The following is a 21,966-nucleotide window of genomic DNA, read 5'->3' on the forward strand; positions in this document are numbered from 1 at the left end:
TTTAGGAGGAGTTCATTTGAAGAAGAAAGTCATCTCATTAGGTTTAACAGCAAGCTTAGCTATGAGCGGATTAGTTGCAGCCACGGGATTTGCTGCACCATCAGCGGATTCTCCGTCAAAGAAGTTCACGAAGAGCCACGGTGCGCCAGAATTTGTTGCAGGCAAACTTACAAACCCTTCCGAGAAAGCAGCAAAGGATATTGTTCTTGGTTATTTGAAGGATTCAAAAGGGAAATATAATCTCCATGCAAATGATAGTTTCGTAGTCAAATCGCAGGAAGCAGATCAGCTTGGCGGAGATGTAGTCCGACTACAGCAAGTATACAACGGAGTGCCAGTATGGGGAGCCACCCAGGCTGCACGCGTCGATGAAGCAGGAGTGCTACAAGTTTTCACAGGTACAGTCAGCAAGGGATTGGAAGGAAAACTGGTAAAGGCTTCAAATAAGAAATCACAGAGAGATGCAATTACAGCAGCTGAAAATGATTTGGGCTTCAAACCAGAATATGAATCATCTCCATCTGCTGAATTGGTTGTTTATCCTGCAGAAGATCAGGCCGTATATGCCTACCATGTGACATTGAATTTCCTGAGTCCTGAACCAGGTAACTACCAGTACTTCATCAATGCGGTGACAGGTGAAATCATCAATAAGTACAATGCCATTCATACTGCCGGCAAAACCAATCCATCCTTAAGTGGAACCAATACGGTAGGTTCTGGTGTGGGAGTGCTCGGAGACCAGAAATCATTGAATACTCTTCTTTCAAATGGCTCTTATTACCTGCAGGATAATACCCGAGGAAATGGCGTTTTCACTTATGATGCGAAAAACCGTCAACAAACTCCTGGTACACTATGGGCCGATGCTGACAATAACCTGAATGCAAAATATGATGGTGCGGCGGTCGATGCTCATTATTATGCAGGCCTGACTTATGATTACTATAAAAACAAGTTTGGCCGGAATTCGTATGACAACAAAGGCGCAGCATTAAAGTCAAGTGTCCATTATGGCCGAAGCTACAACAATGCATTCTGGAACGGACAGCAAATGGTGTACGGTGACGGCGATGGCACAACCTTCATTCCTCTTTCAGGTGGCCTTGATGTTGTGGCACATGAATTGACACACGCTGTGACAGATTTCAGTTCCGACCTTGTTTACCAGTATGAATCAGGCGCACTAAATGAAGCGATTTCTGATATCTTTGGTACACTAGCTGAATTCCATGACAACAATAATCCTGATTTCGAAATCGGTGAAGATATCTATACACCAAACAAGGCCGGTGATGCACTCCGCTCCATGAGCGACCCGACAAAATACGGCGATCCAGATCACTATTCCAAGCGTTATACTGGAACTTCTGATAACGGCGGTGTCCATACGAACAGTGGAATCATCAACAAAGCAGCCTACCTTCTTAGCCAGGGCGGCACACATTATGGTGTGACAGTATCAGGAGTCGGTACTGAAAAATTGGGTGCAATCTTCTATCGTGCAAACACAGTGTATTACACTTCTTCAACCAACTTCAGCCAGGCACGTGCTGGAGCTGTACAAGCTGCTAAAGACCTGTACGGATCAACTTCCCCAGAGGTAGCTGCTGTCAATAAAGCTTTTGATGCAGTGGGAGTAAATTAATAGCTTCATATTTAATCAGACTGGCTCTTGTTTCAGAGAGCCAGTCTTTTCATATGGTTCCCATTCCGCGGTGATTTTATCTCCCCATTACTTCACCGCTTTAATTAAATGATTGACAATCTTATAGAAGAGCGGTAATATTTAGAGAAATTTAATAATTCAATTATATGTAATCTTATCCAGAGAAGCTGAGGGTCCTGGCCCTATGAAGCTTCAGCAACCTTCAACTTTGTTGAAAAGGTGCTAACTCCAGCAAGTTTTTTTTAAAACTTGGCAGATAAGAAGATGGCTGACATTTTTAAAGTCTTCTTCTTGAGAAGGCTTTTTTGTTTTTTGTTTAATTTTCCGCTATGAATTTAATAGCGAAAATTCCCATTCAAAAATTGCCTCCTGCCGATCAATCATTAGGAGTGAGAATATTGGTTAAAATTGATACAAAGTTAGCACAGCTTGGCAACAGGAGTGAAACTTCAACTGGTGCAGTTAATCCGCCCATCTACTTAACGACAGCATACCGTCATGAAGGTATTGGTCAGTCCAGCGGTTATGACTATGTCCGCACTGGCAATCCTACTCGTGAAATATTGGAAAAAGCGATTGCGGACCTTGAAGAAGGCGATCGCGGATATGCCTGCAGCTCAGGGATGGCGGCCATCTGGACTGTTCTCTCATTATTCCAGTCTGGCGATGAATGGATTGTCTCTAAAGATTTGTATGGTGGCACATACAGGCTTCTTGAGCAGGGATTCAAAAAGTGGGGATTAAATAGTACATACGCTGACATGTCCGATTTAAATGAAATCAAAGCAGCCATCAATCATAATACGAAGGCACTGTTCGTGGAAACACCGACAAACCCGTTGATGGAACAGGCCGATATCCAGGCGATTGCGAAAATTGCCAAAGACAACGGGATATTGCTGATCGTGGATAATACCTTCTACACTCCCCTTCTTCAAAAGCCATTGACACTAGGCGCGGATATTGTGATCCATAGTGCGACGAAGTATCTTGGCGGCCATAATGATGTGCTCGCAGGACTGATCGTTGCCAGAGGAGAAAAAATCTGTGATTCCCTCTTCCTCCACCACAACGGTGGCGGAGCGGTGTTGAGTCCATTCGATTCCTGGCTTCTGCTCCGCGGCATGAAAACATTGTCATTAAGGATGGAGCGTCATGAGCGTAATGCCAGGAAGCTGGTTGCATTCTTGGAGAATCACGGTGCTGTAAAGGATGTCCTTTATCCTGGCAGAGGCGGAATGATTTCTTTTCGAGTCCAGTCACCTGCTACCGTAAATCCATTTTTGAAAAGCCTTTCCACGATCACTTTTGCAGAAAGCCTTGGAGGCATTGAGAGCTTCATCACCTACCCGGCTACTCAGACACATGCTGATATTCCGGCTGAAGTCCGTGAAAAAACCGGCGTTTGTGACAGGCTGCTGCGATTCTCTGTGGGAATTGAGGATTGTGAAGATTTGATAGAGGATTTGGAAGCCGCTTTTAAAAAGGCATATGAGGAGGCTGGAGGTAAATGAGCCATCCATATACCTTCGAAACCAAGCTTCTCCATAACAAATATAAGGTGGATCCTGCAACTGGCGGAGTGAGTGTCCCGATCCAGCATGCTTCTACCTTTCATCAGTCTTCAATCGATCATTTCGGAAAATACGATTACAGCCGCAGCCTGAACCCTACCAGGGAGGCGCTTGAGGATATAATCGCTGAACTGGAGGGCGGTCTCAGGGGATTTGCATTTTCATCTGGTATGGCTGCGATTTCAACTGCATTTATGCTGCTTTCGCAGGGAGATCATGTGGTAATCACCGAGGATGTTTACGGCGGTACATACAGGATGGTGACACAGGTGCTGAACCGATTCGGGATTGAACACACGTTTGTGGACATGACAGACCTGGATGCCGTGGAACAGGCAATCTGCCCTAACACTGCTTTGCTGTATGCAGAGACACCTTCCAATCCTTTGTTAAAAATTACGGATATCAAGGCCCTTAGTTCAATTGCAAAAAAGCATGGTGCCTATACTTTTGTGGACAATACCTTCATGACCCCCTACCTCCAGCGGCCGCTGGAACTGGGAGCTGATATTGTGCTTCACAGCGCCACAAAGTTTCTGTCCGGCCACAGTGATACAGTTGCTGGCCTGGCTGTTGTAAAGGATGAACAATTGGCAAACAGGCTATATGCACTTCAGAACTCCTTCGGGGCAGTTCTTGGAGTGCAGGATGCCTGGCTTGTGATGAGAGGGATTAAGACATTATCTGTCAGAATGAACCAATCACAGGATAATGCAAGAAGGATTGCTGATTTTCTGAAAGACCAGCCTTTAATAAAAAATGTCTTTTACCCAGGACTGGAAAGTCATCCTCAGTCTTACCTTCATGCTCAGCAAGCGGCTGGTCCCGGGGCTGTCCTTTCTTTTGAGTTTGCAAATGAAGCTCTCCTTCCTGGATTTGTTGATTCTGTTAAACTACCAGTCTTTGCAGTCAGCCTCGGGGCGGTAGAGTCCATCCTCTCCTATCCCGCAAAAATGTCACACGCTGCGATGCCGCCGGAAGAGCGCAAGCTGAGAGGAATCGGTGATGGTCTTCTCCGTCTTTCGGTAGGACTTGAAAACGCCGATGACTTAATCTCAGACTTTCAGCAGGCCTTGTATGGGATCGAAACGGCAGCTGCAAGCAGGGAGGGATTATAATGAATTTCCTGAAACGTATGGAAAATGAAATTTTAATAGCCGATGGAGCGATTGGTACGCTCCTCCATTCCTATGGAGCCGGTACCTGTTTTGAAGAGTTGAATCTCTCTCAGCCGGAAGCGATTGTTAAAATCCATAAAGCATATATGAATGCTGGAGCCGATTTGATCCAGACGAATACGTATGCTGCTAATTATATTAAACTTGAAAGATATGGTCTTGAAGACCAGGTAAAGGAAATCAACAGCGCAGCAGTCCGGCTCGCCCGCCAGGCTGCAGGCAGCGAAGCAAATGTCCTTGGTACGATGGGCGGCAATCGCGGAATCAGACCGTCAGCCATCCCCATCGAAGAGATCAGGCGAAGCTTCAGGGAGCAGCTTTATTGCCTGCTTCTTGAAGGCGTGGACGGACTGTTGCTCGAAACCTTTTACGATATGGAAGAAATCGAGACAGTACTTGAAATTGCCAGAAAGGAAACAGATTTGCCGATCATTGCCCAGGTATCGCTCCAGGAAATTGGCATCATGCAGGACCAGACTCCTCTTCAGGAAGTTTTCAATAGACTGGAGGAGCTTGGCGCTGACATTGTCGGACTTAATTGCAGATTAGGTCCCCACCATATGATTTCAAGTCTCGAACAGGTTGAGCTTCCGGCAAAAGCGTTCCTATCTGCTTATCCCAATGCAGGCTTGCCAGCCTACACCGATGGAAAATTCCATTATGAGGGCGACCCGGAATATTTCAGGAAATCGGCCCGCAGCTTCCGTGACCAGGGGGTCAGGCTTATTGGCGGCTGTTGCGGAACCACTCCGGAACATATTGCAGCATTAGCTGATGAGCTAAAAGGTTCGAAGCCAGTAATGGATAAGAAAACAACGGTAAAAAAATCCATGGTTTTGGTCGCTCCAGTCGATGTTAAACGGCCAGAAGCTCCCCTGCATGAATTAGTAAAAGAACGACCTTCTGTGATTGTCGAGCTGGACTCTCCGCGGAAACTTGATACGACTCGTTTTTTTGAAGGTGCGAAGGCTTTAAAAGAAACAGGAATCGATGCCCTGACACTGGCAGATAATTCTCTTGCTTCACCAAGAATTTCAAATGCCGCCATCGGCCATTTGGTAAAAGAAAAAATCGGAATGCGGCCGCTTGTGCACCTTACTTGCCGGGACCGGAACATTATTGGGCTGCAGTCGCATTTAATGGGGCTTCACACCCTTGGCCTTCATGATGTCCTGGCGGTTACCGGAGACCCGGCCCGTGTAGGGGATTTTCCCGGAGCCTCTTCTGTATTTGATGTTTCTTCCTTTGAATTGATTGAGATGATCAAACAGTTCAATTCAGGACTTTCCTACTCTGGCAAAGATTTAGGACAAAAAGGCGCCTTTTCCATCGGCGCTGCCTTTAATCCAAATGTCCGATCTATTGATAAGGCTGTCGTGAGGATGGAAAAGAAAATCAGGGCCGGTGCGGATTATTTCATAACCCAGCCGGTCTACTCAGAAAAAATGCTTCTGGAGGTCCATGATTCTACAAAGCATCTGGATACACCTGTCTATATTGGACTGATGCCGCTTACGAGCAGCAGGAATGCAGAATTTCTCCATAATGAAGTTCCTGGCATCAAGATTTCACAGGAAATACTCGAAACGATGGCGAAATTCAATAACGAACCCCTTCAATCCAAGAAAGAAGGCATTGCCATCACGAAGGGTTTGATTGAGGCTGCAGCTGAACTATTTAACGGGATCTATTTGATCACCCCTTTCATGAACTATGAAATGAGTGTCGAATTATCTGGATATGCCAATGAATACAGCAGCCTTCTAAAGAGGAGGAAACAAAATGTCAACCTTGTTAACTGAGCAGATGAAACAAAAAATCCTCATCATGGATGGTGCAATGGGAACAATGCTCCAGCAGGCCTATCTTACCGCAGATGATTTTGGCGGTGAAGAATTCGAAGGCTGTAATGAAATCCTGAATCTTACTGCACCCGAAGTGATTGATCATATACATCGGGAATATTTCGCTGCTGGCGCAGATATCGTAGAAACCAATACATTTGGAGCCACCAGTCTGGTCCTCGACGAATACGGTTTAGGCCATAAAGCTTATGAAATCAACAAGAAAGCCGCACTGATTGCCAGGGTTGCCGCAGATGAGGCTTCTACTCCTTTCCAGCCCAGATTCGTCGCTGGTTCAATGGGACCGACGACGAAGACGTTGAGCGTTACTGGTGGTTCCACTTTCGAGGAAATGGCAAAATCATACGAAGAACAGGCCCTCGGGTTGATCGATGGCAAGGTGGACATGCTGCTTCTTGAGACCAGCCAGGACCTGCTTAACGTCAAAGCAGCCTACAGCGGAATCAAACGGGCTTTCGAACAAAGCGGCAAAGAACTACCAATCATGATTTCTGCCACAATCGAACCAATGGGTACGACTCTAGCTGGCCAATCGATTGAAGCATTCTATATTTCGGTCCAGCATATGAATCCAATTGCCATAGGGCTGAACTGCGCGACGGGCCCTGAATTCATGCAAGAGCACCTTCGATCTCTGTCCTCCCTCTCCCAGTCCGCAGTAAGCTGCTATCCAAATGCAGGCCTGCCTGATGAAGAAGGCCAATATCATGAAACGCCAGATACTCTTGCACAGAAACTGTCCGATTTTGCCACACAAGGCTGGCTGAATATCGTCGGTGGCTGCTGCGGCACCACTCCGGCACATATAAAAGCGATATCTGAAAAAATGAAAGCACGAGCGCCAAGGCAAACAGAAGTAAACCAGCTGCATATGGTTTCTGGAATAGAACCCTTCATCTATGATGATCCAACATTGAGACCAATCATGGTTGGTGAACGGACGAATGTTATTGGTTCGCGGAAATTCAAACGCTTGATTTCCGAGGGGAAAATAGAAGAAGCAGCCGAAATTGCAAGAGCTCAGGTTAAAAACGGAGCCCATGTCATCGACATTTGCCTTGCGGACCCTGACAGGGATGAACTGCAAGATATGGAACAGTTCATTAAGGAAGTTGTTAAAAAGGTGAAGGTTCCGCTGGTAATTGATTCGACTGATGATGCAGTCATTGAAAAGGCTCTAAGCTATTCTCAGGGGAAGGCAATCATCAATTCCATCAATCTGGAAGATGGCGAGGAGCGCTTTGAAGCAGTTGCTGAACTGATCCATAAATATGGTGCAGCAGTGGTGGTCGGCACGATTGAAGAAGAAGGTATGGGTGTTTCCGCTGAAAGAAAATTGGCGATTGCCAAACGTTCATATGACCTGCTTGTCAATAAATATAAGGTTCCTGCGCAGGATTTGATCTTTGATCCGCTTGTCTTCCCAGTCGGTACCGGGGATGTACAATATATCGGTTCAGCCAAAGCGACTGTCGACGGCATCAGGATGATCAAGGAGACGTTTCCGGAGACCCAAACAATTCTCGGAATCAGCAATGTTTCATTTGGTCTTCCCCCAGTGGGCCGTGAAGTCTTGAACTCTGTCTTTCTTTATCACTGCACCCAGGCTGGCCTGGATTATGCGATTGTTAATACGGAAAAGCTCGAGCGTTTTGCTTCAATTAGTCCAGAAGAAGTAAAAATGGCTGAAGATTTATTGTTCCATACTACAGATCAAACACTTGCTGACTTTACTGATTTTTACCGGGATAAAAAGAAGGAAGCTAAAAGCACCCTGCCTGATATGACACTTGAAGAAAGACTGGCCTACTATGTGGTCGAAGGCACGAAAGAGGGCCTTCTGCCTGACCTGGATATTGCACTTGAAACATACCCTGCCCCGCTGGATATCATCAACGGTCCATTGATGGACGGCATGAAAGAAGTTGGCAGACTGTTCAATGATAATCAACTGATCGTGGCTGAAGTTCTCCAAAGCGCAGAGGTCATGAAGGCAGCTGTGTCTCACCTGGAGCCGCATATGGAAAAAAATGATACAACCGCTGCTAAAGGGAAAGTGCTTCTTGCTACGGTAAAAGGCGATGTCCATGATATTGGGAAAAACCTTGTCGATATCATTCTCAGCAACAATGGCTATGATGTCGTCGATCTCGGAATCAAGGTTGCCCCGACTGCTCTCATTGAGGCAATCAAAAAAGAAAAGCCAGACATCGTCGGTCTTTCGGGTCTGCTTGTGAAATCTGCGCAGCAGATGGTGCTCACCGCACAGGATATGAAACAAGCAGGCATCGATCTTCCGATAATGGTAGGAGGCGCTGCCTTATCAAGGAAGTTTACTGATACAAAAATCGCGCAGCAATATGACGGACTTGTATTATATGCAAAAGATGCGATGAACGGCCTGTCCCTCGCCAATCGACTACGAGAACCAGACGGCTATGAACAGTTTTTGCAAGAACAAAAAGAAAAGCAAGAAGCTGCATTGAACAAGCAAGAAATCATAGTACCTGGCAGGAAATCTGCTACCGTGGTACTTGAACGTCCGAAAGTAATTGAAAAGGCACCGGTATTTATACCGCAGGATTTGAATAGGCATCTCGTTAAATCCTACTCCCTTTCCCATATTGAGCCCTATATCAATCAACAAATGCTGTTGGGACATCATCTGGGTTTAAAAGGAAAAGTGGCAAAGTTGCTTGCTGAATCGAATAAAAAGGCAGTCAAGCTGCAAGAGGTTGTCCAATCGTTGATAAAAGAGGCAAAAACAAATGGTTGGATCAAACCGGCAGCAGTTTATCAGTTCTTCCCTGCTCAGTCCGAAGGGGATAAACTCTATATTTTCGACCCTCAGCAGCAGGACCAAATGATTGAAACCTTTGAGTTCCCGCGGCAAGAAGTCTCTCCAGGTCTTTGCCTGGCGGATTTCGTAAGGCCTGTAACAGATGGTGAAAAAGATTATGTCGGAATGTTTGCAGTAACGGCAGGAGCTGGAATTCGACAGGCAGCAGAAGAGCTGAAACATAAAGGGAACTTCCTGGAAAGCCATGCCCTCCAAGCTCTGGCCCTTGAAACCGCCGAAGGCTTTGCTGAGTTGATTCATCGACAAATCCGCGACCGTTGGGGCTTCCCAGATACACCCGATATGACAATGAAGGACCGATTCGCGGCCAAATATCAGGGCCAGCGTTTTTCCTTTGGCTACCCTGCCTGTCCAGATTTGGAAGATCAGAAAAAATTGTTCAAGCTGCTCGAGCCAGAAGATATCGGCATACAATTGACCGAAGGCTGCATGATGGAACCCGAAGCATCCGTCACAGCGATTGTATTTTCACATCCAGAAGCAAGGTATTTCAATGTGTTGAAGAATTAGCAGCAGTTGCAAGAGGGGTTTCCTCCCTCTTGCTTTTTTGTTGAAGAGGTTCAACATTAACCTTGAAACGAAAAATGGATAATTCATCTGTTTCTGGCAAATATTATATCCATAAAGAAATTCTGGAGGCTTTTTTATGGAATATAAACATAATATGGAGTTTGAAATCAGGAATGGTTTTATGCCGAATATGTACAACTCTGATCGGTTAAAGGTTTTGGAGGTTTCTGAGAGCAGTGTGATCATCCAAATGAACAATGCTGAAAATCGAAGTGTCTTTCCTGTTGACCATCTGGATTATTGGATCAAGCGCGGATTGTTGGTTAATGTGAACGAAAAGAAACGTACCTCATGAAATCTAAAAATGAATATAAATGGAAAAACAGCGAATGTTCTCATCCGCTGTTTTCTTTTTTAATACTATTCATGAAGGTAAAACCTGCCCCAATCATTGCCAACTTAAATGTTAAATGGGTGTCTACCAAAAAATCCGGGATTGGATAAGTGAAAGGAATGAACCAGAAGAAAGAAATATAGATAAACGGGATAGAGATCAAGAAAATTTTCAGCCAATTTATTTTCCATTTACCGTTACCCCTTGTTTCTTTTAGCAGTCCCGGAATCCCAAGATAAACACCTAATGGAAAATACAATAATACAGACAGGAAGCTCCAGGGATAGAGTCTATATGTTTCCATTCCGACAGTCTCAAAAAATTGCTGGAACTTCCCAATCACGATCTGTAAAATCACAAAACCTGACGTAAAAATAAGGTATTTAATTATTTTTATTTATTTTCCCTCCTTAATGCACTCAGCCAGCCAAATTTTTTCTTCTGCGGATATAGCTGATAAGTTTCTCTAAAGTGAGATTTCCTTTTGAGTTCTTCCTGTTTTGAATTCCATATATATTCTAGTGCAAGATAATTCATTTCCATTTGAATCGCCTCCCTGTTCTTAATTTAAGAATAAAGGAAGGCAATAATGGAAACATTCCCCATTGGATTGATTCTTTCTACGCCTTATGACGGATTTTTTTTAAGTCCTTAGATTCCCTTTTTTATTTGGGCCTGATAGTCTTTTGAAGTCCTCACTTCCACAGTGAGGCTTCCCTTACTTACAATGGCTTTGAGCAATAAAGGCACGCCTGTTGTATTTTCAAACCTGAAATCCTTGCCTCCGTATGAAACGGTGGCGTCCCTTCCTTTTGGCACGTACCCGACTGAAAGCGAATGATGATGTTTTTCCACATATCCAACACCCAGAACATCGATCGCATTGAATAGGGTTGAAGAAGTCTGGCAGATTCCTCCTCCAATACCCATGACCAGCTTTTTGTTCACAATCTCCTCAGCAGGCTGGTAACCATGGGCTTCATCACTTGGACCGACTGTCGTGTTGAAGGAAAAGACATCTCCTACTCCCAGAATGACATTGTTAATGGCCTCGGCTGACAACTCGATGTTCTTTGTTCTGCCGGCAACTCCCGCATTAAAATACGTCGTATATTTACCTACAACCACTTCGTCGAGTCTGGCTGCATCATTTAGTTCATAGCTGCTGGCAGTTACGTAAAGCGGCAGCTCAACTGTCCCGCCTTTTTCGGAAGCCTTGATGATGCTGTCTACCAATTCTGTTTCCTCCAAAATGATAAGTGGGCTTCCTTTTATCACTTGGCCGTCTGGACCGAGCTTATCCGGAATCATGCGACTGTCAAGACCCGGTGTCGTTTCTGAGCCGCGTGCCAGTTCACGGGCCCACTTCTCCAGTTCGGCTTTGTATTTCGCATCTTCTGTGCCATAGCCTAATTCGATTGGTGTCAATGACCGGACAACTTCTTGTGTTGTAGGTTCAAGGATATCCACCACAATTGGCTCGACCACTTCTGGCTCCTGTACTTCTTTTTCCTCTTCTTCCTTGGTAATTTTATCCTCGGTTGGTTCAACCACCTTCGTTTCCGTTTCATCCTTTGTCGATGTCTGTTGAGCACAGCCAGAAACACCAATGCATCCCACAAAAATCAAGATCCATACACCCTTAAAAAATCGCCCCATACTTTCCCCCATCATTTCTATATATAATTTTTACAGCATTCCATTATATTCAGGAATACTTTTCCATATTTCAATGTTTGCGATATTTATTAAAATTATTTCCGCTTAACATTTTTTAAAAAATAAGTTAAAATACATATAAACCAATAAGAAAGGTCGGATTAATTTTGACTGACAAAATACGGTCCATCCCTCAGCCTTTGGTAAGGACAAATCAATGGTTCATTGTCATTAGTGTGATTACTGCCTGGTTTACAGGTTTTGAATGGATATTGATCTTACCGTTAGCTGCAGGGTTATCAGGATTGTTCTTCGGATATAACCCAATAATGAAAGCTGCGAGACATTTCTTGAAAAAAGATCTCTCAGAATATATTCCTGAAGACTGGGAGCAACAACAGTTCAACCAAAAAATCGCTGTCATCTGTTTAGCAGGAGGACTTGTTTCATTTGTGACCGGATTTACAGCGCTCGGGTACTTCTTTACGATCATGGTCGCACTGGCGGCCTTTATCGCGATTTTAGGATTCTGCATCGGGTGTTTTATTCGTTTCCAGTGGACAAAATACAAAGCAAAGCATGCACCCACTTCTTGAGAGGGACCTTAGCTGGTTTCTCTCTTTTATTTGTCCCTTCCGTTCATGGTTTCGTTGAATTCACGAGATTTTCCTCTTGGAATACTGAGTGTTTCCCATTCCTCATTTTTAATCATTTTCGCCAGATAAACAATCTGACCAGAATGGCTCGACTGATGAACTATTTGGCGTTGGATTGCCTGCATGGCATTATGTGGTTCACTTCTTATATAAACCGTTCGACCAAGGTCGTCTTCTGTTAATTTTGAAAGTGTTTCAAAAAGGACAGACCAGCCTTCATTCCAGAAATTGAGTAAATCTTCTTTCGATCGAAAAGCACCTTCGAATTCCCCATCCCTGTTACGGTCCGGTTTTTCACCGTCGGTAGTCAGGAAATCACGGAACCTTGATTTCAAATTTCCGCTCATGTGTTTGGCAATCACAGCGATGCTGTTTGATTCACTGTTAGGCGAGTAGTGTAGCTGTTCGAGGCTCAATTGGGACATAGCTCTTTCTGCTTGATTCTTTATACTTTGGAAATTATCATAGGCAAGTTTTAAATATGCCATAAATCCACCTCCCTTTTTTAAATATTCCTCACAGAGGTCATTAATTCCTTCGGAAGTTCCAAATAAAGGAATGAAAAAAGAGATCCCAAAAGGAATCTCTTTACACAGCCTCTGCTATATTGCTTTTGAATCTTCTTTTTTGGATATAGATCAATCTTGCTGACAAAGATATGCCGGCTGCCAGCAATCCGGTGGTAAGGCCGACCCAATATCCTGAAGCACCCAGGCCTGTATGATGGGCGAGAAGATAACCGACAGGCAGACAGACTAGCCAGTAAGCGATCAGCGTAATGATGAAGGATAAATTTACGTCCTTATATCCGCGAAGAGCCGCTAGTGCGGTTGCCTGAATCGCATCAGAAATCATGAAGAATAACGCATAAATCAAGAATTGTCCGGTTAACGCAATGACGGCGGGCTCATTCGAATAAAAACCTGCCACCTTATACCTGAACAACACGACAAGCAATCCTGCTCCAATCGCGATAAGAGCTGCCAAATAAATTCCAAGCCAGCTATAGGTTTTGGCATCCTTGTAACGGCGTGCTCCCACTTCGAACCCCACCAATACTGTTAGCGCTATCGATATACTCATTGGAATCATATAAAGGAATGAAACAATATTCAGCGCAGACTGATAGGCTGCAATCGTCGTGATATTGAATTTGCTGATCAAGATTGTCACGACAGCAAACATGCTTGTTTCAAAAAAGATGGACAAGCCCATTGGCACTCCAATTTCCAAAATTTCCTTTACTTTCTCTCCCGAAAACTCCTTGAAATGATCGAGCCCCACAAATTCTGAGAAAGGTTGTTGTTTGACAATGACAAGAGCTGTCATGGCCGCAATTACATAATATGTAATCGACGTTGCATAACCTGCACCCGCACCGCCAAGTTCCGGGAAGCCCCAATTTCCGAATATCAGGACATAGTTCAGGAAAAAGTTGATGGGCAGGGACATTAGCAGGATATACATGACTACTCTTGTTTTGCCAAGTGCATAAATGAAAGAGCGCAGGACATTAAAAATAAACAATGGAATTATTCCATAGCCTAATCCCGAAAGGTACCAAAATGCCGTTTCATGTACACTCTCAGGCAAATTCATCGCATCCAAAATAGGATTTAGCAGTAAAACACCCAAAATGATGACAAGCAGGGCGATGATCAAAGCCAAATAAATTCCGTGGGTAAGGATGGATGATACCTCTTTCTCCTTCTTTTCTCCGAATCGTTGGGCAGCAATAGGTGATACCGCTAGCAAAATCCCGCTAAGTCCTGTGAACACAGGACTCCAGATTGATGACCCAATCGCCACCCCAGCAAGGTCCGAGGAACTATATTTCCCCGACATTATGGTATTGAAAAAGACCATTGAAAACATTCCTAATTGCGTGATCAAGATTGGGATCAGCATGACAAAAATCTGCTTTATTTTTTCCTTTGTCGAAAAAGTCTGGTACATCTGTGAACTCCTTGAATAAAGTAATAATATAAGTCTCTTTTCCTATATGAGGCTGCAATTCTGACTCTGCAACGATAATAATTCAAGTCAAAGCAGTCTTGTCTAGTATATCAAAATCTTAAGTGTGCGATGGAAGTTTTTTCGATTAACTAAATATTATTATAATTTAAAAAATGGAAATACCCCCCTAATTATTTTCTTCGAAATCCTTGATACAATAGACATATATCGAGGAGTGAACATCATGAAAATCATAAAATACTTTCTGCTCTTAATTCTCATTTCAGCTTTGTCTATTTCCGCATGGATTTACTATCCTCAATACCAGCTTAATAAGATGAAACAGGAAAGTACCCCTGTCAACGAAAAAACCAATAAGCTTACTTATATAGATTATTATCGTACATCACCTGACAGTACCATCAACCACCTTGCGCTTGGAGACTCAATTATTCGCGGTTACAGAATTTCCGAAGAGGAAAATTTCATCAGCCAATTCTCAAGCAAGCTTGGTGCTGAAACTGGAAAAAAGGTCGTTTCCCAAAACGAAGGAATTATTGGGATCACCAGCGAACGCCTGAACGTGCTGGTACAGGATGGGGTTTTTGATGAGGAAATAAAAGATGCCGAATTAATTACTCTTAATGTAGGCGGTAATGATATTCTTAAACTTGTCAAAAAAAGTGACATCTATAGTGCACTTAAGTCATTCGACAGTCTTCAGGGAGGCTTTTCTAAGAATCTTTCTGAAATAACCACTCGAATTAAAGAATTGAATCCTAAGGCGACAATTGTTTTCCTAGAGCTGTATAACCCAATGCCGACGGATCACCAATTTTACTCATTAGCGGATAAGTTGCTGCCAAAATGGAATTTAATGATTTACGAAACGGCAAAAAATACTCCTTCTTCCATTGTGGTGCAAACAACAAATGTCATCAACAGTGATAATTTGCAATATCTATCCAGTGATGGAGTCCATCCCAACCCGTTAGGGAATACTGCGATTTCAAGCCAGATGATGGAACAATTTAAACAACAGCATAAAGCGGATGCCGTACTGGCAAACCGCGAGAAATAAGCTGGGCTATATGCCTGGCTTTCTTTATTTTTGAGGATCTTCCTGAACATGTTCGTTCAACAGGATACTTTCTGCAGTAGCAAAATTGACCGATTGCAGACTCGTTTCTTTATCTAGGCCAAATAATTGGGCGATACCATTTTCGTCATCCATATCTACCCGATCTTTATTCATGACTCAGCCACCCCCTTTTTTACATCTTTTGATTCAAAATTCAGCCTGATTGGGGCTGTAACAGTTAGACTCCCACTCCGAGAAAAAATTATGATGGAATTCAAATTCCGGAAATGGTCTGGTTTAACAGTTGAAACCTGGTCAGGAAAAAAAACAAGCTCCCTTTCAGTTAACTTAGGGGGCCGGCTCGCTTTTGAAGAAAAAAAAACCCCTGGAATCCAGGGGTTTAATCTTAATTATTGGCCAATTTGTGAGAATGTTTCTTGGCAGGAGCCTTTTTGCCAATTGTATCTTCTGCCTGAGTTGCGCGTTTGATAAAGAAAGCAAGCACCAATGCAAGGGCTGAAAGGAACACTGTCACATAAAAGGCATCATTGATTCCGTGCAGCATTGCCTGCATCGCAATCTGCTGCTCCATTTCTGCTTTGGCAGCTGGTGTGACGGCTTTTCCTGCAGCTGCAGCCTGCTTAAATGCGTTTGCTGCCAGCTCTGTACCATAACTTTTAGCACGAGTAGACATTACAGTAACCAACAACGCCGTACCAATAGCACCAGAAACCTGCTGCAACGTGTTGTTCATAGCTGTACCATGCGGATAATATTTTGCGGGTAATTGGTTTAATCCATTTGTAGAAACTGGCATATTGACCATTGACATCCCGAACATTCTGATTGTATAAAGGATGATCAACTGTGTATAGGTAGTTTCCAGCGACAGCTTGCTGAAGTAATAGCTCGTCACAAGAGTGATCGTCAGACCAATGATTGCTAATGCCCGTCCGCCGAATTTATCGAATAACCTGCCAGTGATCGGCATCATAATGGCCATGATGATGGCACCTGGCAACAGCATCAAGCCAGCATCAAGTGGTGATATCCCCCTGATTGTCTGTACATATATAGGAAGCAATAGCATGCCAGAGAACATGGCCATCGTCACGATCATCGAAATAACTGAAGATAAAGCAAACATTGGGTATTGATATATCCTGAAGTTCAGCATCGGATTATTCTGCCTTAATTGACGCAGGATAAAGGTAACAAGAGATACCGTACCGATTGTAAGAGTCACATATACATGCGGACTGTCCCATCCCTTCGATCCGGCTGAACTGAAACCGTACAACAGACCACCAAATCCAAGGCTTGAAAGTGTCAGTGAAACAATGTCCAATCGCATTTGGATTTTCTCTTTTTTGTCTTTTAACATGAAAAACCCTAACAGGAGAACGAGTGCTGCGATAGGTGTGACAAAGTGGAACAACATTCGCCAGTCATAGTGCTCGATCAGCCATCCTGAAAGTGTTGGACCAGTTGCTGGTGCAAACATGATGACCAGACCAAACACTCCCATAGCAGCTCCCCTTTTTTCAATTGGGAAGCTTACAAGCATAACGTTCATTAGTAGCGGCATCATGATTGCCGTGCCGGATGCCTGGATCATTCGCCCTCCGAGTAATGGCGGAAAAGAGTGTGCTACTCCCGCCAGGATCGTCCCTGCTGTGAACAAGCCCATGGCTGTAAGGAATAAACGTCTTACTGAGTACTTTTGAATCAAATAAGCACTAAGCGGAATCATCACCCCGCTGACAAGCATGAATCCAGTTGTGAGCCATTGTACTGTCGTGGCCTCCACTTTCAAGTCTGCCATGATGGATGGCAAGGCTATATTAAGCAAAGTATTATTTAAAAATGCAATAAAAGCTCCGACAATCAATACCGCGAGAATACCGTACGGTGGTTTTTCGGGCGCTTGAAAGTTTTTTTCCATTTTGAATTTCCCCCTCTATTGTTCACAAATTTGTAAACAATGTGTTTGCATAGACACTAGCATATACCATCGGTCCATTTTTTGCAACCCTTTTAAATCACTGATATTAAAGGGTTTGTAAAGTCCGAAAATTTAATGTAGTATATTTTTATACAACCGGTACAAAAAAGTTAAGGGTGATGAAATGAACGATAGAAAAAGGAATGTTATCGAAAAAGCGCACGAGCTATTTATAGAAAAAGGATTCCATGCCACCTCTATTCAGGATATCCTTGATTATAGCGGAATATCAAAAGGTACCTTCTATAATTATTTCTTGTCGAAAAATGAGCTGCTGATGGAAATCTTCAGGGCTGCTTTCAGGAAAATGGAATTTGCCCGAGACGCCTTATTGATTGGCCAGGATTCTGGTGATCCAGAAGTGTTCATCAGGCAAATCGACCTTCAGATGACAGCCAATAGGGAAAATAAAATAATTCCACTTTTTGAGGAAGTATATTTCTCAGGGGATAAAGAACTGAAGAAATTCATTGAAATTGGCCAGATGAAGACATTAAGATGGTTTTCAGACCGGCTTGCCAATATCACAGATGATTTATGCAGACCTTACCTTTTAGACGCTGCCATTATGCTTAATGGGATCCTGATTCAAAATGTCCGGTTTTACAGGAAAGCAAACGGTGATTCAACTGATTTGCTGCCAGTTGTTCGTTTTAGTGTAACCCGAATCCTGAACTTGATTGAGGAAGTGACACTATCGCAGGACCAGTTGATGCCTCCTGAAGTCCTTGATGCATGGCTACCTGTATCAAGTAGAGAAGCCCTCGACTGGAGGTCCAAAATCCATTCTGTGATTTCTCGTTTAAAGAAGCTCGACTGTGAAAATAAAGACCTTCAACAAAAGCTTAATTTCATTGAAGAAGAACTTCGCTCCAAGGTACCAAGAAAATTTTTGATCGATAGTATCCTTTTTTCGATGTCCCCGGAATTCAACCGTGAAATACAGGAATTACAGGCTTTGATTGATGAACACTTGCTTGAAAAGGCATAAAGACTCAGTTGCTATGAATGCTAAAAAAACACGGGCAAAAATCAACATGTGATTTTTGCCCGTGTTTTTTTTATGTACTCCGTTTTGGCGATTCTTCATCAGTCGGGGAAAATATGTTACTTTTATGTGGCTGGTTTAAGCGATTCCCTTCCAGTCCGGTCACATATCCATCTTTTATGTGCCCTGTTTTAGCCAATTTCCCTAAGTCCGAGCACATATTCTTCTATTATCTTACCCATTTTTGGATCAACTCTTCCAACTGGCTCCTTATCATTGACCTGGCTGTTCCAGGTTCGCTGAATAATACGCTACGAGTTCAGGGTAATCTTTCAGATCTGCCTTTCCCTGGTCTGATATTACATAAATGCCTCTCTCGACTCTTTCAAACCATTTATAATAATTTTTCTGGAGGATTGACGGTGTTTTCTCGCCGGTCCCAAGTGCTGCGAGTGCTTTTGGTGACAGCTGGCCGAGTCTCTCTAAATAACAGGCTATCTGGATACAATTCTCTTTATACGCGGTCATGATCTTGCTTTTGTTGCTGCCGCCGATATTATAATCTGCGCTTCTCCCTTCGATTTCTTTTATCAAAGCCGCTTTTTTTCGCCGGTTCTTGCCCGATTTGCGATCGAATGGTTCGGGGTGCACTTTAAATTCAACACTTTTGCGGTTACCAGCAAACGAAACGATGATCAATCCAATTTCCAGCCTTTTTACCAGGTGGATGACGTCATTCCAGCGTTTTCTTGACATCCTTTTTGGTTTTGGTATCGCAATGTATACCATATCAGTAAGGCGCAGCCTTCTCGTTGCCTGAAGAAGCAAATCAATATTCAGCAAAAGTTTTAATTCGACGATGATTAGTTCATCATCCTTTACAGCCGTTAAATCACAATCGTGCACCTCTCCATTGACTCGGTATCCCTGTTTTGTAAAATGCTTCCTGATCGGCTCATATAGATCGGCTTCCAATAATTTAGTCATGCTCAAACCCTCTGTCCATCCGCAGTTTTCTACCATTATAGCAAACTTTTTAATAGATGAAGTCATTTAGACATGCCATGCACATATACTGTTTGATGATGAAGCGTTGGAGGGGAAAAACATGAGAATCCTTGTCTTATTCTTATTAACACTTGTCCTGGGTCTGATGATTTTCCTTAATATTCAAATGGACCAGGCCAAGAAAAGCTCTAATGAAATGAAATCCGATTATGTTACTGAAGAGTATACAATCAACAAGGTTGATGCATCGGGCAATTTTGGGGAAGGCAACGGGAAAAGCATTTATTTTAAAAAAGATAAATTACACCCAGAAGAATATGTCCAGCCTGGTGATAAGGTTACGGTCTACTTCGACAGAAGCGGGCGTATCGATGGTCCTGTCAAAATTGAAAAAATTGAATAGGGAGCCTGCATCCTGCAAGCACCCTTTTTTCAACCCTATTAAATTGCTTTACGTCCTTCTAACTCTTCCGCGATTGCGGTGGTTAATTCCTGGCCGCTTTTTGGCAAGGAAGTCTTCATTACCGCATTCATGACCGGGGCGAGAGCACCTTCTGCGGTCATCTCCAGATAGCCAGTCATCCTAGTCTTGTTCACCCCAACAGGATCTGCCTTGAAATAACCGGTGCCTGTCAGGTTTTCATTGATTCCTTTAAGGTCAAATGTAACCATGCTAGGCTCAATCCATTCTTTAATAGTGACTTGCAAACTGATTTTCTTCTTTAAGACACCAACTGTTTCCTTAAATGTCCATATTGACTGTTTTTCATTCAGTTTTTCATGGCTGATGTAGCCGGGCAATAACGGTGCCCAATTATCCATATCCTTAACGAAATCCCATACGGTCTCTATCGGTACATTAATCGTTATTTCATGTTTCCCATCAGGCATTGCTCCCACTCCTATCCGCTGATTTATCATCCTTTAACAGATATATGTTTTTCAGTATTTTTTATACTCTGTTCCTCACTGAGACTTTATCAAACATAAAAAGAAAAAAACACACCAATCATGGTGTTTTAGATGAAAGAAAAATCAAGAGCTGCTTCCATATTACGGACTAGATGGTTCCGAGGAACCTGTTGGTCTTATGCAACCATATAGAATTGGTCTCACTGGATTTGGTTATTTTTCTAAAGCATCTTCATCACCTCAAGCGTTATATGTATCTATTTTAAAAGAGATATGGTAGTTCCACACTAAGTTGAAGAATCCTGTTGATTGGAGTGGAAGGCGCGTAGACTCCTGCGGGATCAGACGGACAGGTGAGACCCCGCAGACGCCAACGGTGGCGAGGAGGCTCAGCGCCGGCCCCGCGGAAAGCGAAGCGCCTGGAACGGAAATCAACAGTCCCATCCCAGCACAAACCAAAAAAACTGTAGACAAGCTCAATTTCCATCGAGTTTGTCTACAGTCTGAAACACACCAATCAAGTATGTTTCCCTTGGTTATTCTCGATTAATTATCAAGTGCTGAAGACCAGAAAGCCTTCAGTTTGTCTTGATATTCCTGTTCTGCAATTGTATATGCCTCAGTGTGGCCTGCCCCGGGAACGATCCATAGATGTTTCGGACTGGTCGCACTATCATAAATCCTTTTCCCCATGTCCGTTGGAACCAATTGATCCTGATCACCATGGATAATGAGTAAAGGAAGTTTATTTCTTTTTATACTGTCAATGGCTGAAGCCTCAGTAAATGAATAGCCGGCCCTGATTTTCGTCACAGTGCTTGTCACCTGCATGACTGGAAAAGCGGGGAGATTATAGAGATATTTTAACTGGTGGCTTAATTCTTCATGGACTGTTGTATAGCCACTGTCAGCAATGATCCCGTTGACCTCTTCAGGAAGCTTTTCGCCGCTTGCCATCAGTACTGTTGCGGCACCCATTGAAAATCCGTGCATGAAAATAGTTTCTTCTCCTTTTTGCTCAGCTAAAAACTGTGACCATCTTACTAAATCCTTGCGATCATGCCAGCCATACCCAATATACTCTCCTTCACTCAAACCATGCCCCCGAGCATCCGGTTTTAGCACATCGTAGCCTTGTTCATAATAGAACTTCGTGATGCCAGGCATTTGCTCACTATTCCCTTTATAACCGTGAGCAAGAATCACTGCTTTTGAACCTGGCTTTTCATTCTTTAAAAACCGGGCCTTAAGTTTCAAGCCGTCATCGGATTGTATTTCAACCATTTCAAAATTCTGCTTTTCTGTCCAGTTGGTGACCTCCTCCAGTTTCCTCTGCTCCTCTTCATCACTTAAAAGAACAGCCGCTTTCACGCTCTCTCCCCCTCCATGGAGATCCACAGCATCATGGCTTCGGTTGATTGCGACGTTATAAAAATAATTGCCAGCTCCAATTAAACCAATGATGATCGTTAAAAATAACACGCTGATTGTCCAAATGATTTTCTTCTTCAATTCCCTAATCCCCTTTATCCAGCTTATCTTTAAAAATATTTTACCAGATTGGCAGCTTAAAAAGAGACAGCTGACATAAAAATACAAAAAGTTAAATTAAAGATTTTATTGGGTATAAGTAATTAAAACCATTAGGAGG

The 21,966-nt window shown here is 43.3% G+C and carries 20 protein-coding genes and 1 riboswitch; of the genes, 10 read left to right on the forward strand and 10 right to left on the reverse strand.

Annotation, left to right across the window (positions count from 1 at the left end; translation table 11 throughout):
* Positions 1 to 61: 61 nt before the first annotated feature.
* From ACNAZ4_RS05085 to ACNAZ4_RS05110, 6 genes are all read left to right on the forward strand, one after another.
* Positions 62 to 1,648 (forward strand): M4 family metallopeptidase, encoded by a 1,587-nt coding sequence (locus tag ACNAZ4_RS05085; RefSeq protein ID WP_415813512.1) that lies wholly within the window; start codon positions 62 to 64, stop codon positions 1,646 to 1,648.
* A gap of 172 nt (positions 1,649 to 1,820) precedes the next feature.
* Positions 1,821 to 1,932: riboswitch (SAM riboswitch) on the forward strand.
* Between the two features lie 135 nt (positions 1,933 to 2,067).
* Positions 2,068 to 3,183, forward strand: coding sequence for a methionine biosynthesis PLP-dependent protein (locus tag ACNAZ4_RS05090; protein WP_415813127.1), 1,116 nt, complete (start codon positions 2,068 to 2,070; stop codon positions 3,181 to 3,183).
* A complete protein-coding gene (gene metC / locus ACNAZ4_RS05095) occupies positions 3,180 to 4,361 on the forward strand; it encodes a cystathionine beta-lyase (RefSeq protein WP_415813128.1) in 1,182 nt (393 codons plus the stop codon). The genes ACNAZ4_RS05090 and metC overlap by 4 nt, the downstream gene beginning before the upstream one ends.
* Positions 4,361 to 6,223 carry a bifunctional homocysteine S-methyltransferase/methylenetetrahydrofolate reductase gene (locus ACNAZ4_RS05100; RefSeq protein WP_415813129.1) on the forward strand — a complete coding sequence of 621 codons (1,863 nt, stop codon included), beginning with the start codon at positions 4,361 to 4,363 and terminating at the stop codon, positions 6,221 to 6,223. The genes metC and ACNAZ4_RS05100 overlap by 1 nt, the downstream gene beginning before the upstream one ends.
* On the forward strand, positions 6,204 to 9,656 hold the full coding sequence (gene metH / locus ACNAZ4_RS05105) for a methionine synthase (RefSeq protein ID WP_415813130.1): 3,453 nt from the start codon (positions 6,204 to 6,206) through the stop codon (positions 9,654 to 9,656). Before ACNAZ4_RS05100 ends, metH begins: the two co-directional genes overlap by 20 nt.
* Before the next feature lie 136 nt (positions 9,657 to 9,792).
* The gene (locus ACNAZ4_RS05110) at positions 9,793 to 10,011 is read left to right on the forward strand and encodes a hypothetical protein (RefSeq protein WP_415813131.1); all 219 of its coding nucleotides are present in this window, start codon (positions 9,793 to 9,795) and stop codon (positions 10,009 to 10,011) included.
* A gap of 40 nt (positions 10,012 to 10,051) precedes the next feature.
* Here the strand turns inward: ACNAZ4_RS05110 and ACNAZ4_RS05115 are convergent, their stop codons facing one another.
* The 3 genes from ACNAZ4_RS05115 to ACNAZ4_RS05125 all read right to left on the reverse strand — a co-directional run bounded on the left by ACNAZ4_RS05115 (position 10,052) and on the right by ACNAZ4_RS05125 (position 11,709).
* On the reverse strand, positions 10,052 to 10,354 hold the full coding sequence (locus tag ACNAZ4_RS05115) for a hypothetical protein (RefSeq protein WP_415813132.1): 303 nt from the start codon (positions 10,352 to 10,354) through the stop codon (positions 10,052 to 10,054).
* Between the two features lie 89 nt (positions 10,355 to 10,443).
* Complete coding sequence (locus ACNAZ4_RS05120; RefSeq protein ID WP_415813134.1) at positions 10,444 to 10,593, reverse strand: hypothetical protein; 150 nt, start codon at positions 10,591 to 10,593, stop codon at positions 10,444 to 10,446.
* 108 nt (positions 10,594 to 10,701) lie between these two features.
* The gene (locus ACNAZ4_RS05125) at positions 10,702 to 11,709 is read right to left on the reverse strand and encodes a VanW family protein (protein ID WP_415813136.1); all 1,008 of its coding nucleotides are present in this window, start codon (positions 11,707 to 11,709) and stop codon (positions 10,702 to 10,704) included.
* A gap of 167 nt (positions 11,710 to 11,876) precedes the next feature.
* Here ACNAZ4_RS05125 and ACNAZ4_RS05130 point away from each other — a divergent pair, with 167 nt between their 5' ends.
* Complete coding sequence (locus ACNAZ4_RS05130; protein WP_415813137.1) at positions 11,877 to 12,305, forward strand: DUF4395 domain-containing protein; 429 nt, start codon at positions 11,877 to 11,879, stop codon at positions 12,303 to 12,305.
* Between the two features lie 26 nt (positions 12,306 to 12,331).
* On the opposite strand, the gene ACNAZ4_RS05135 is transcribed toward ACNAZ4_RS05130, so the two are convergent.
* A complete protein-coding gene (locus tag ACNAZ4_RS05135; RefSeq protein WP_415813138.1) occupies positions 12,332 to 12,853 on the reverse strand; it encodes a DUF1572 family protein in 522 nt (173 codons plus the stop codon).
* Between the two features lie 100 nt (positions 12,854 to 12,953).
* A complete protein-coding gene (locus ACNAZ4_RS05140; RefSeq protein WP_415813139.1) occupies positions 12,954 to 14,321 on the reverse strand; it encodes an MATE family efflux transporter in 1,368 nt (455 codons plus the stop codon).
* A gap of 244 nt (positions 14,322 to 14,565) precedes the next feature.
* Between ACNAZ4_RS05140 and ACNAZ4_RS05145 the strand changes: the two genes are divergently transcribed.
* A complete protein-coding gene (locus ACNAZ4_RS05145; protein ID WP_415813140.1) occupies positions 14,566 to 15,402 on the forward strand; it encodes a GDSL-type esterase/lipase family protein in 837 nt (278 codons plus the stop codon).
* A gap of 24 nt (positions 15,403 to 15,426) precedes the next feature.
* On the opposite strand, the gene ACNAZ4_RS05150 is transcribed toward ACNAZ4_RS05145, so the two are convergent.
* Positions 15,427 to 15,576, reverse strand: coding sequence for a hypothetical protein (locus tag ACNAZ4_RS05150; protein WP_415813141.1), 150 nt, complete (start codon positions 15,574 to 15,576; stop codon positions 15,427 to 15,429).
* A 232-nt stretch (positions 15,577 to 15,808) separates the two neighbouring features.
* Positions 15,809 to 17,347 (reverse strand): DHA2 family efflux MFS transporter permease subunit, encoded by a 1,539-nt coding sequence (locus ACNAZ4_RS05155; protein WP_415813142.1) that lies wholly within the window; start codon positions 17,345 to 17,347, stop codon positions 15,809 to 15,811.
* Between the two features lie 184 nt (positions 17,348 to 17,531).
* Here ACNAZ4_RS05155 and ACNAZ4_RS05160 point away from each other — a divergent pair, with 184 nt between their 5' ends.
* Positions 17,532 to 18,398: a TetR/AcrR family transcriptional regulator gene (locus ACNAZ4_RS05160; protein ID WP_415813143.1), complete on the forward strand. Its 867-nt coding sequence runs from the start codon at positions 17,532 to 17,534 to the stop codon at positions 18,396 to 18,398.
* Positions 18,399 to 18,668: 270 nt separating this feature from the next.
* On the opposite strand, the gene ACNAZ4_RS05165 is transcribed toward ACNAZ4_RS05160, so the two are convergent.
* Entirely contained in the window at positions 18,669 to 19,382 is a 714-nt protein-coding gene (locus tag ACNAZ4_RS05165) for a DUF2161 family putative PD-(D/E)XK-type phosphodiesterase (protein ID WP_415813144.1), read from the reverse strand.
* 121 nt (positions 19,383 to 19,503) lie between these two features.
* On the opposite strand from ACNAZ4_RS05165, the gene ACNAZ4_RS05170 reads away from it, so the two are divergent.
* On the forward strand, positions 19,504 to 19,806 hold the full coding sequence (locus tag ACNAZ4_RS05170) for a hypothetical protein (RefSeq protein ID WP_415813145.1): 303 nt from the start codon (positions 19,504 to 19,506) through the stop codon (positions 19,804 to 19,806).
* Between the two features lie 38 nt (positions 19,807 to 19,844).
* Here the strand turns inward: ACNAZ4_RS05170 and ACNAZ4_RS05175 are convergent, their stop codons facing one another.
* Together ACNAZ4_RS05175 and ACNAZ4_RS05180 are read right to left on the reverse strand one after the other, a co-directional pair.
* Positions 19,845 to 20,294 (reverse strand): CoxG family protein, encoded by a 450-nt coding sequence (locus tag ACNAZ4_RS05175; RefSeq protein WP_415813146.1) that lies wholly within the window; start codon positions 20,292 to 20,294, stop codon positions 19,845 to 19,847.
* Positions 20,295 to 20,861: 567 nt separating this feature from the next.
* Complete coding sequence (locus ACNAZ4_RS05180; RefSeq protein ID WP_415813147.1) at positions 20,862 to 21,827, reverse strand: alpha/beta hydrolase; 966 nt, start codon at positions 21,825 to 21,827, stop codon at positions 20,862 to 20,864.
* Positions 21,828 to 21,966: the final 139 nt, after the last annotated feature.

This window comes from Mesobacillus thioparans (assembly GCF_965138835.1).
Taxonomy (GTDB): Bacteria; Bacillota; Bacilli; order Bacillales; family Cytobacillaceae; genus Mesobacillus; species Mesobacillus thioparans.

Bases quoted from the DNA above. Each gene is read 5' to 3' on its own strand.
- ACNAZ4_RS05170 (WP_415813145.1), top strand. From the start codon at position 19,504: ATGAGAATCCTTGTCTTATTCTTATTAACACTTGTCCTGGGTCTGATG.
- ACNAZ4_RS05145 (WP_415813140.1), top strand. From the start codon at position 14,566: ATGAAAATCATAAAATACTTTCTGCTCTTAATTCTCATTTCAGCTTTG.
- metH (WP_415813130.1), top strand. From the start codon at position 6,204: ATGTCAACCTTGTTAACTGAGCAGATGAAACAAAAAATCCTCATCATG.
- ACNAZ4_RS05100 (WP_415813129.1), top strand. From the start codon at position 4,361: ATGAATTTCCTGAAACGTATGGAAAATGAAATTTTAATAGCCGATGGA.
- ACNAZ4_RS05150 (WP_415813141.1), bottom strand. From the start codon at position 15,576: ATGAATAAAGATCGGGTAGATATGGATGACGAAAATGGTATCGCCCAA.
- ACNAZ4_RS05110 (WP_415813131.1), top strand. From the start codon at position 9,793: ATGGAATATAAACATAATATGGAGTTTGAAATCAGGAATGGTTTTATG.
- ACNAZ4_RS05135 (WP_415813138.1), bottom strand. From the start codon at position 12,853: ATGGCATATTTAAAACTTGCCTATGATAATTTCCAAAGTATAAAGAAT.
- ACNAZ4_RS05165 (WP_415813144.1), bottom strand. From the start codon at position 19,382: ATGACTAAATTATTGGAAGCCGATCTATATGAGCCGATCAGGAAGCAT.
- ACNAZ4_RS05120 (WP_415813134.1), bottom strand. From the start codon at position 10,593: ATGGAAATGAATTATCTTGCACTAGAATATATATGGAATTCAAAACAG.
- metC (WP_415813128.1), top strand. From the start codon at position 3,180: ATGAGCCATCCATATACCTTCGAAACCAAGCTTCTCCATAACAAATAT.
- ACNAZ4_RS05085 (WP_415813512.1), top strand. From the start codon at position 62: ATGAGCGGATTAGTTGCAGCCACGGGATTTGCTGCACCATCAGCGGAT.
- ACNAZ4_RS05115 (WP_415813132.1), bottom strand. From the start codon at position 10,354: ATGGAAACATATAGACTCTATCCCTGGAGCTTCCTGTCTGTATTATTG.
- ACNAZ4_RS05140 (WP_415813139.1), bottom strand. From the start codon at position 14,321: ATGTACCAGACTTTTTCGACAAAGGAAAAAATAAAGCAGATTTTTGTC.
- ACNAZ4_RS05155 (WP_415813142.1), bottom strand. From the start codon at position 17,347: ATGGAAAAAAACTTTCAAGCGCCCGAAAAACCACCGTACGGTATTCTC.
- ACNAZ4_RS05125 (WP_415813136.1), bottom strand. From the start codon at position 11,709: ATGGGGCGATTTTTTAAGGGTGTATGGATCTTGATTTTTGTGGGATGC.
- ACNAZ4_RS05175 (WP_415813146.1), bottom strand. From the start codon at position 20,294: ATGCCTGATGGGAAACATGAAATAACGATTAATGTACCGATAGAGACC.
- ACNAZ4_RS05160 (WP_415813143.1), top strand. From the start codon at position 17,532: ATGAACGATAGAAAAAGGAATGTTATCGAAAAAGCGCACGAGCTATTT.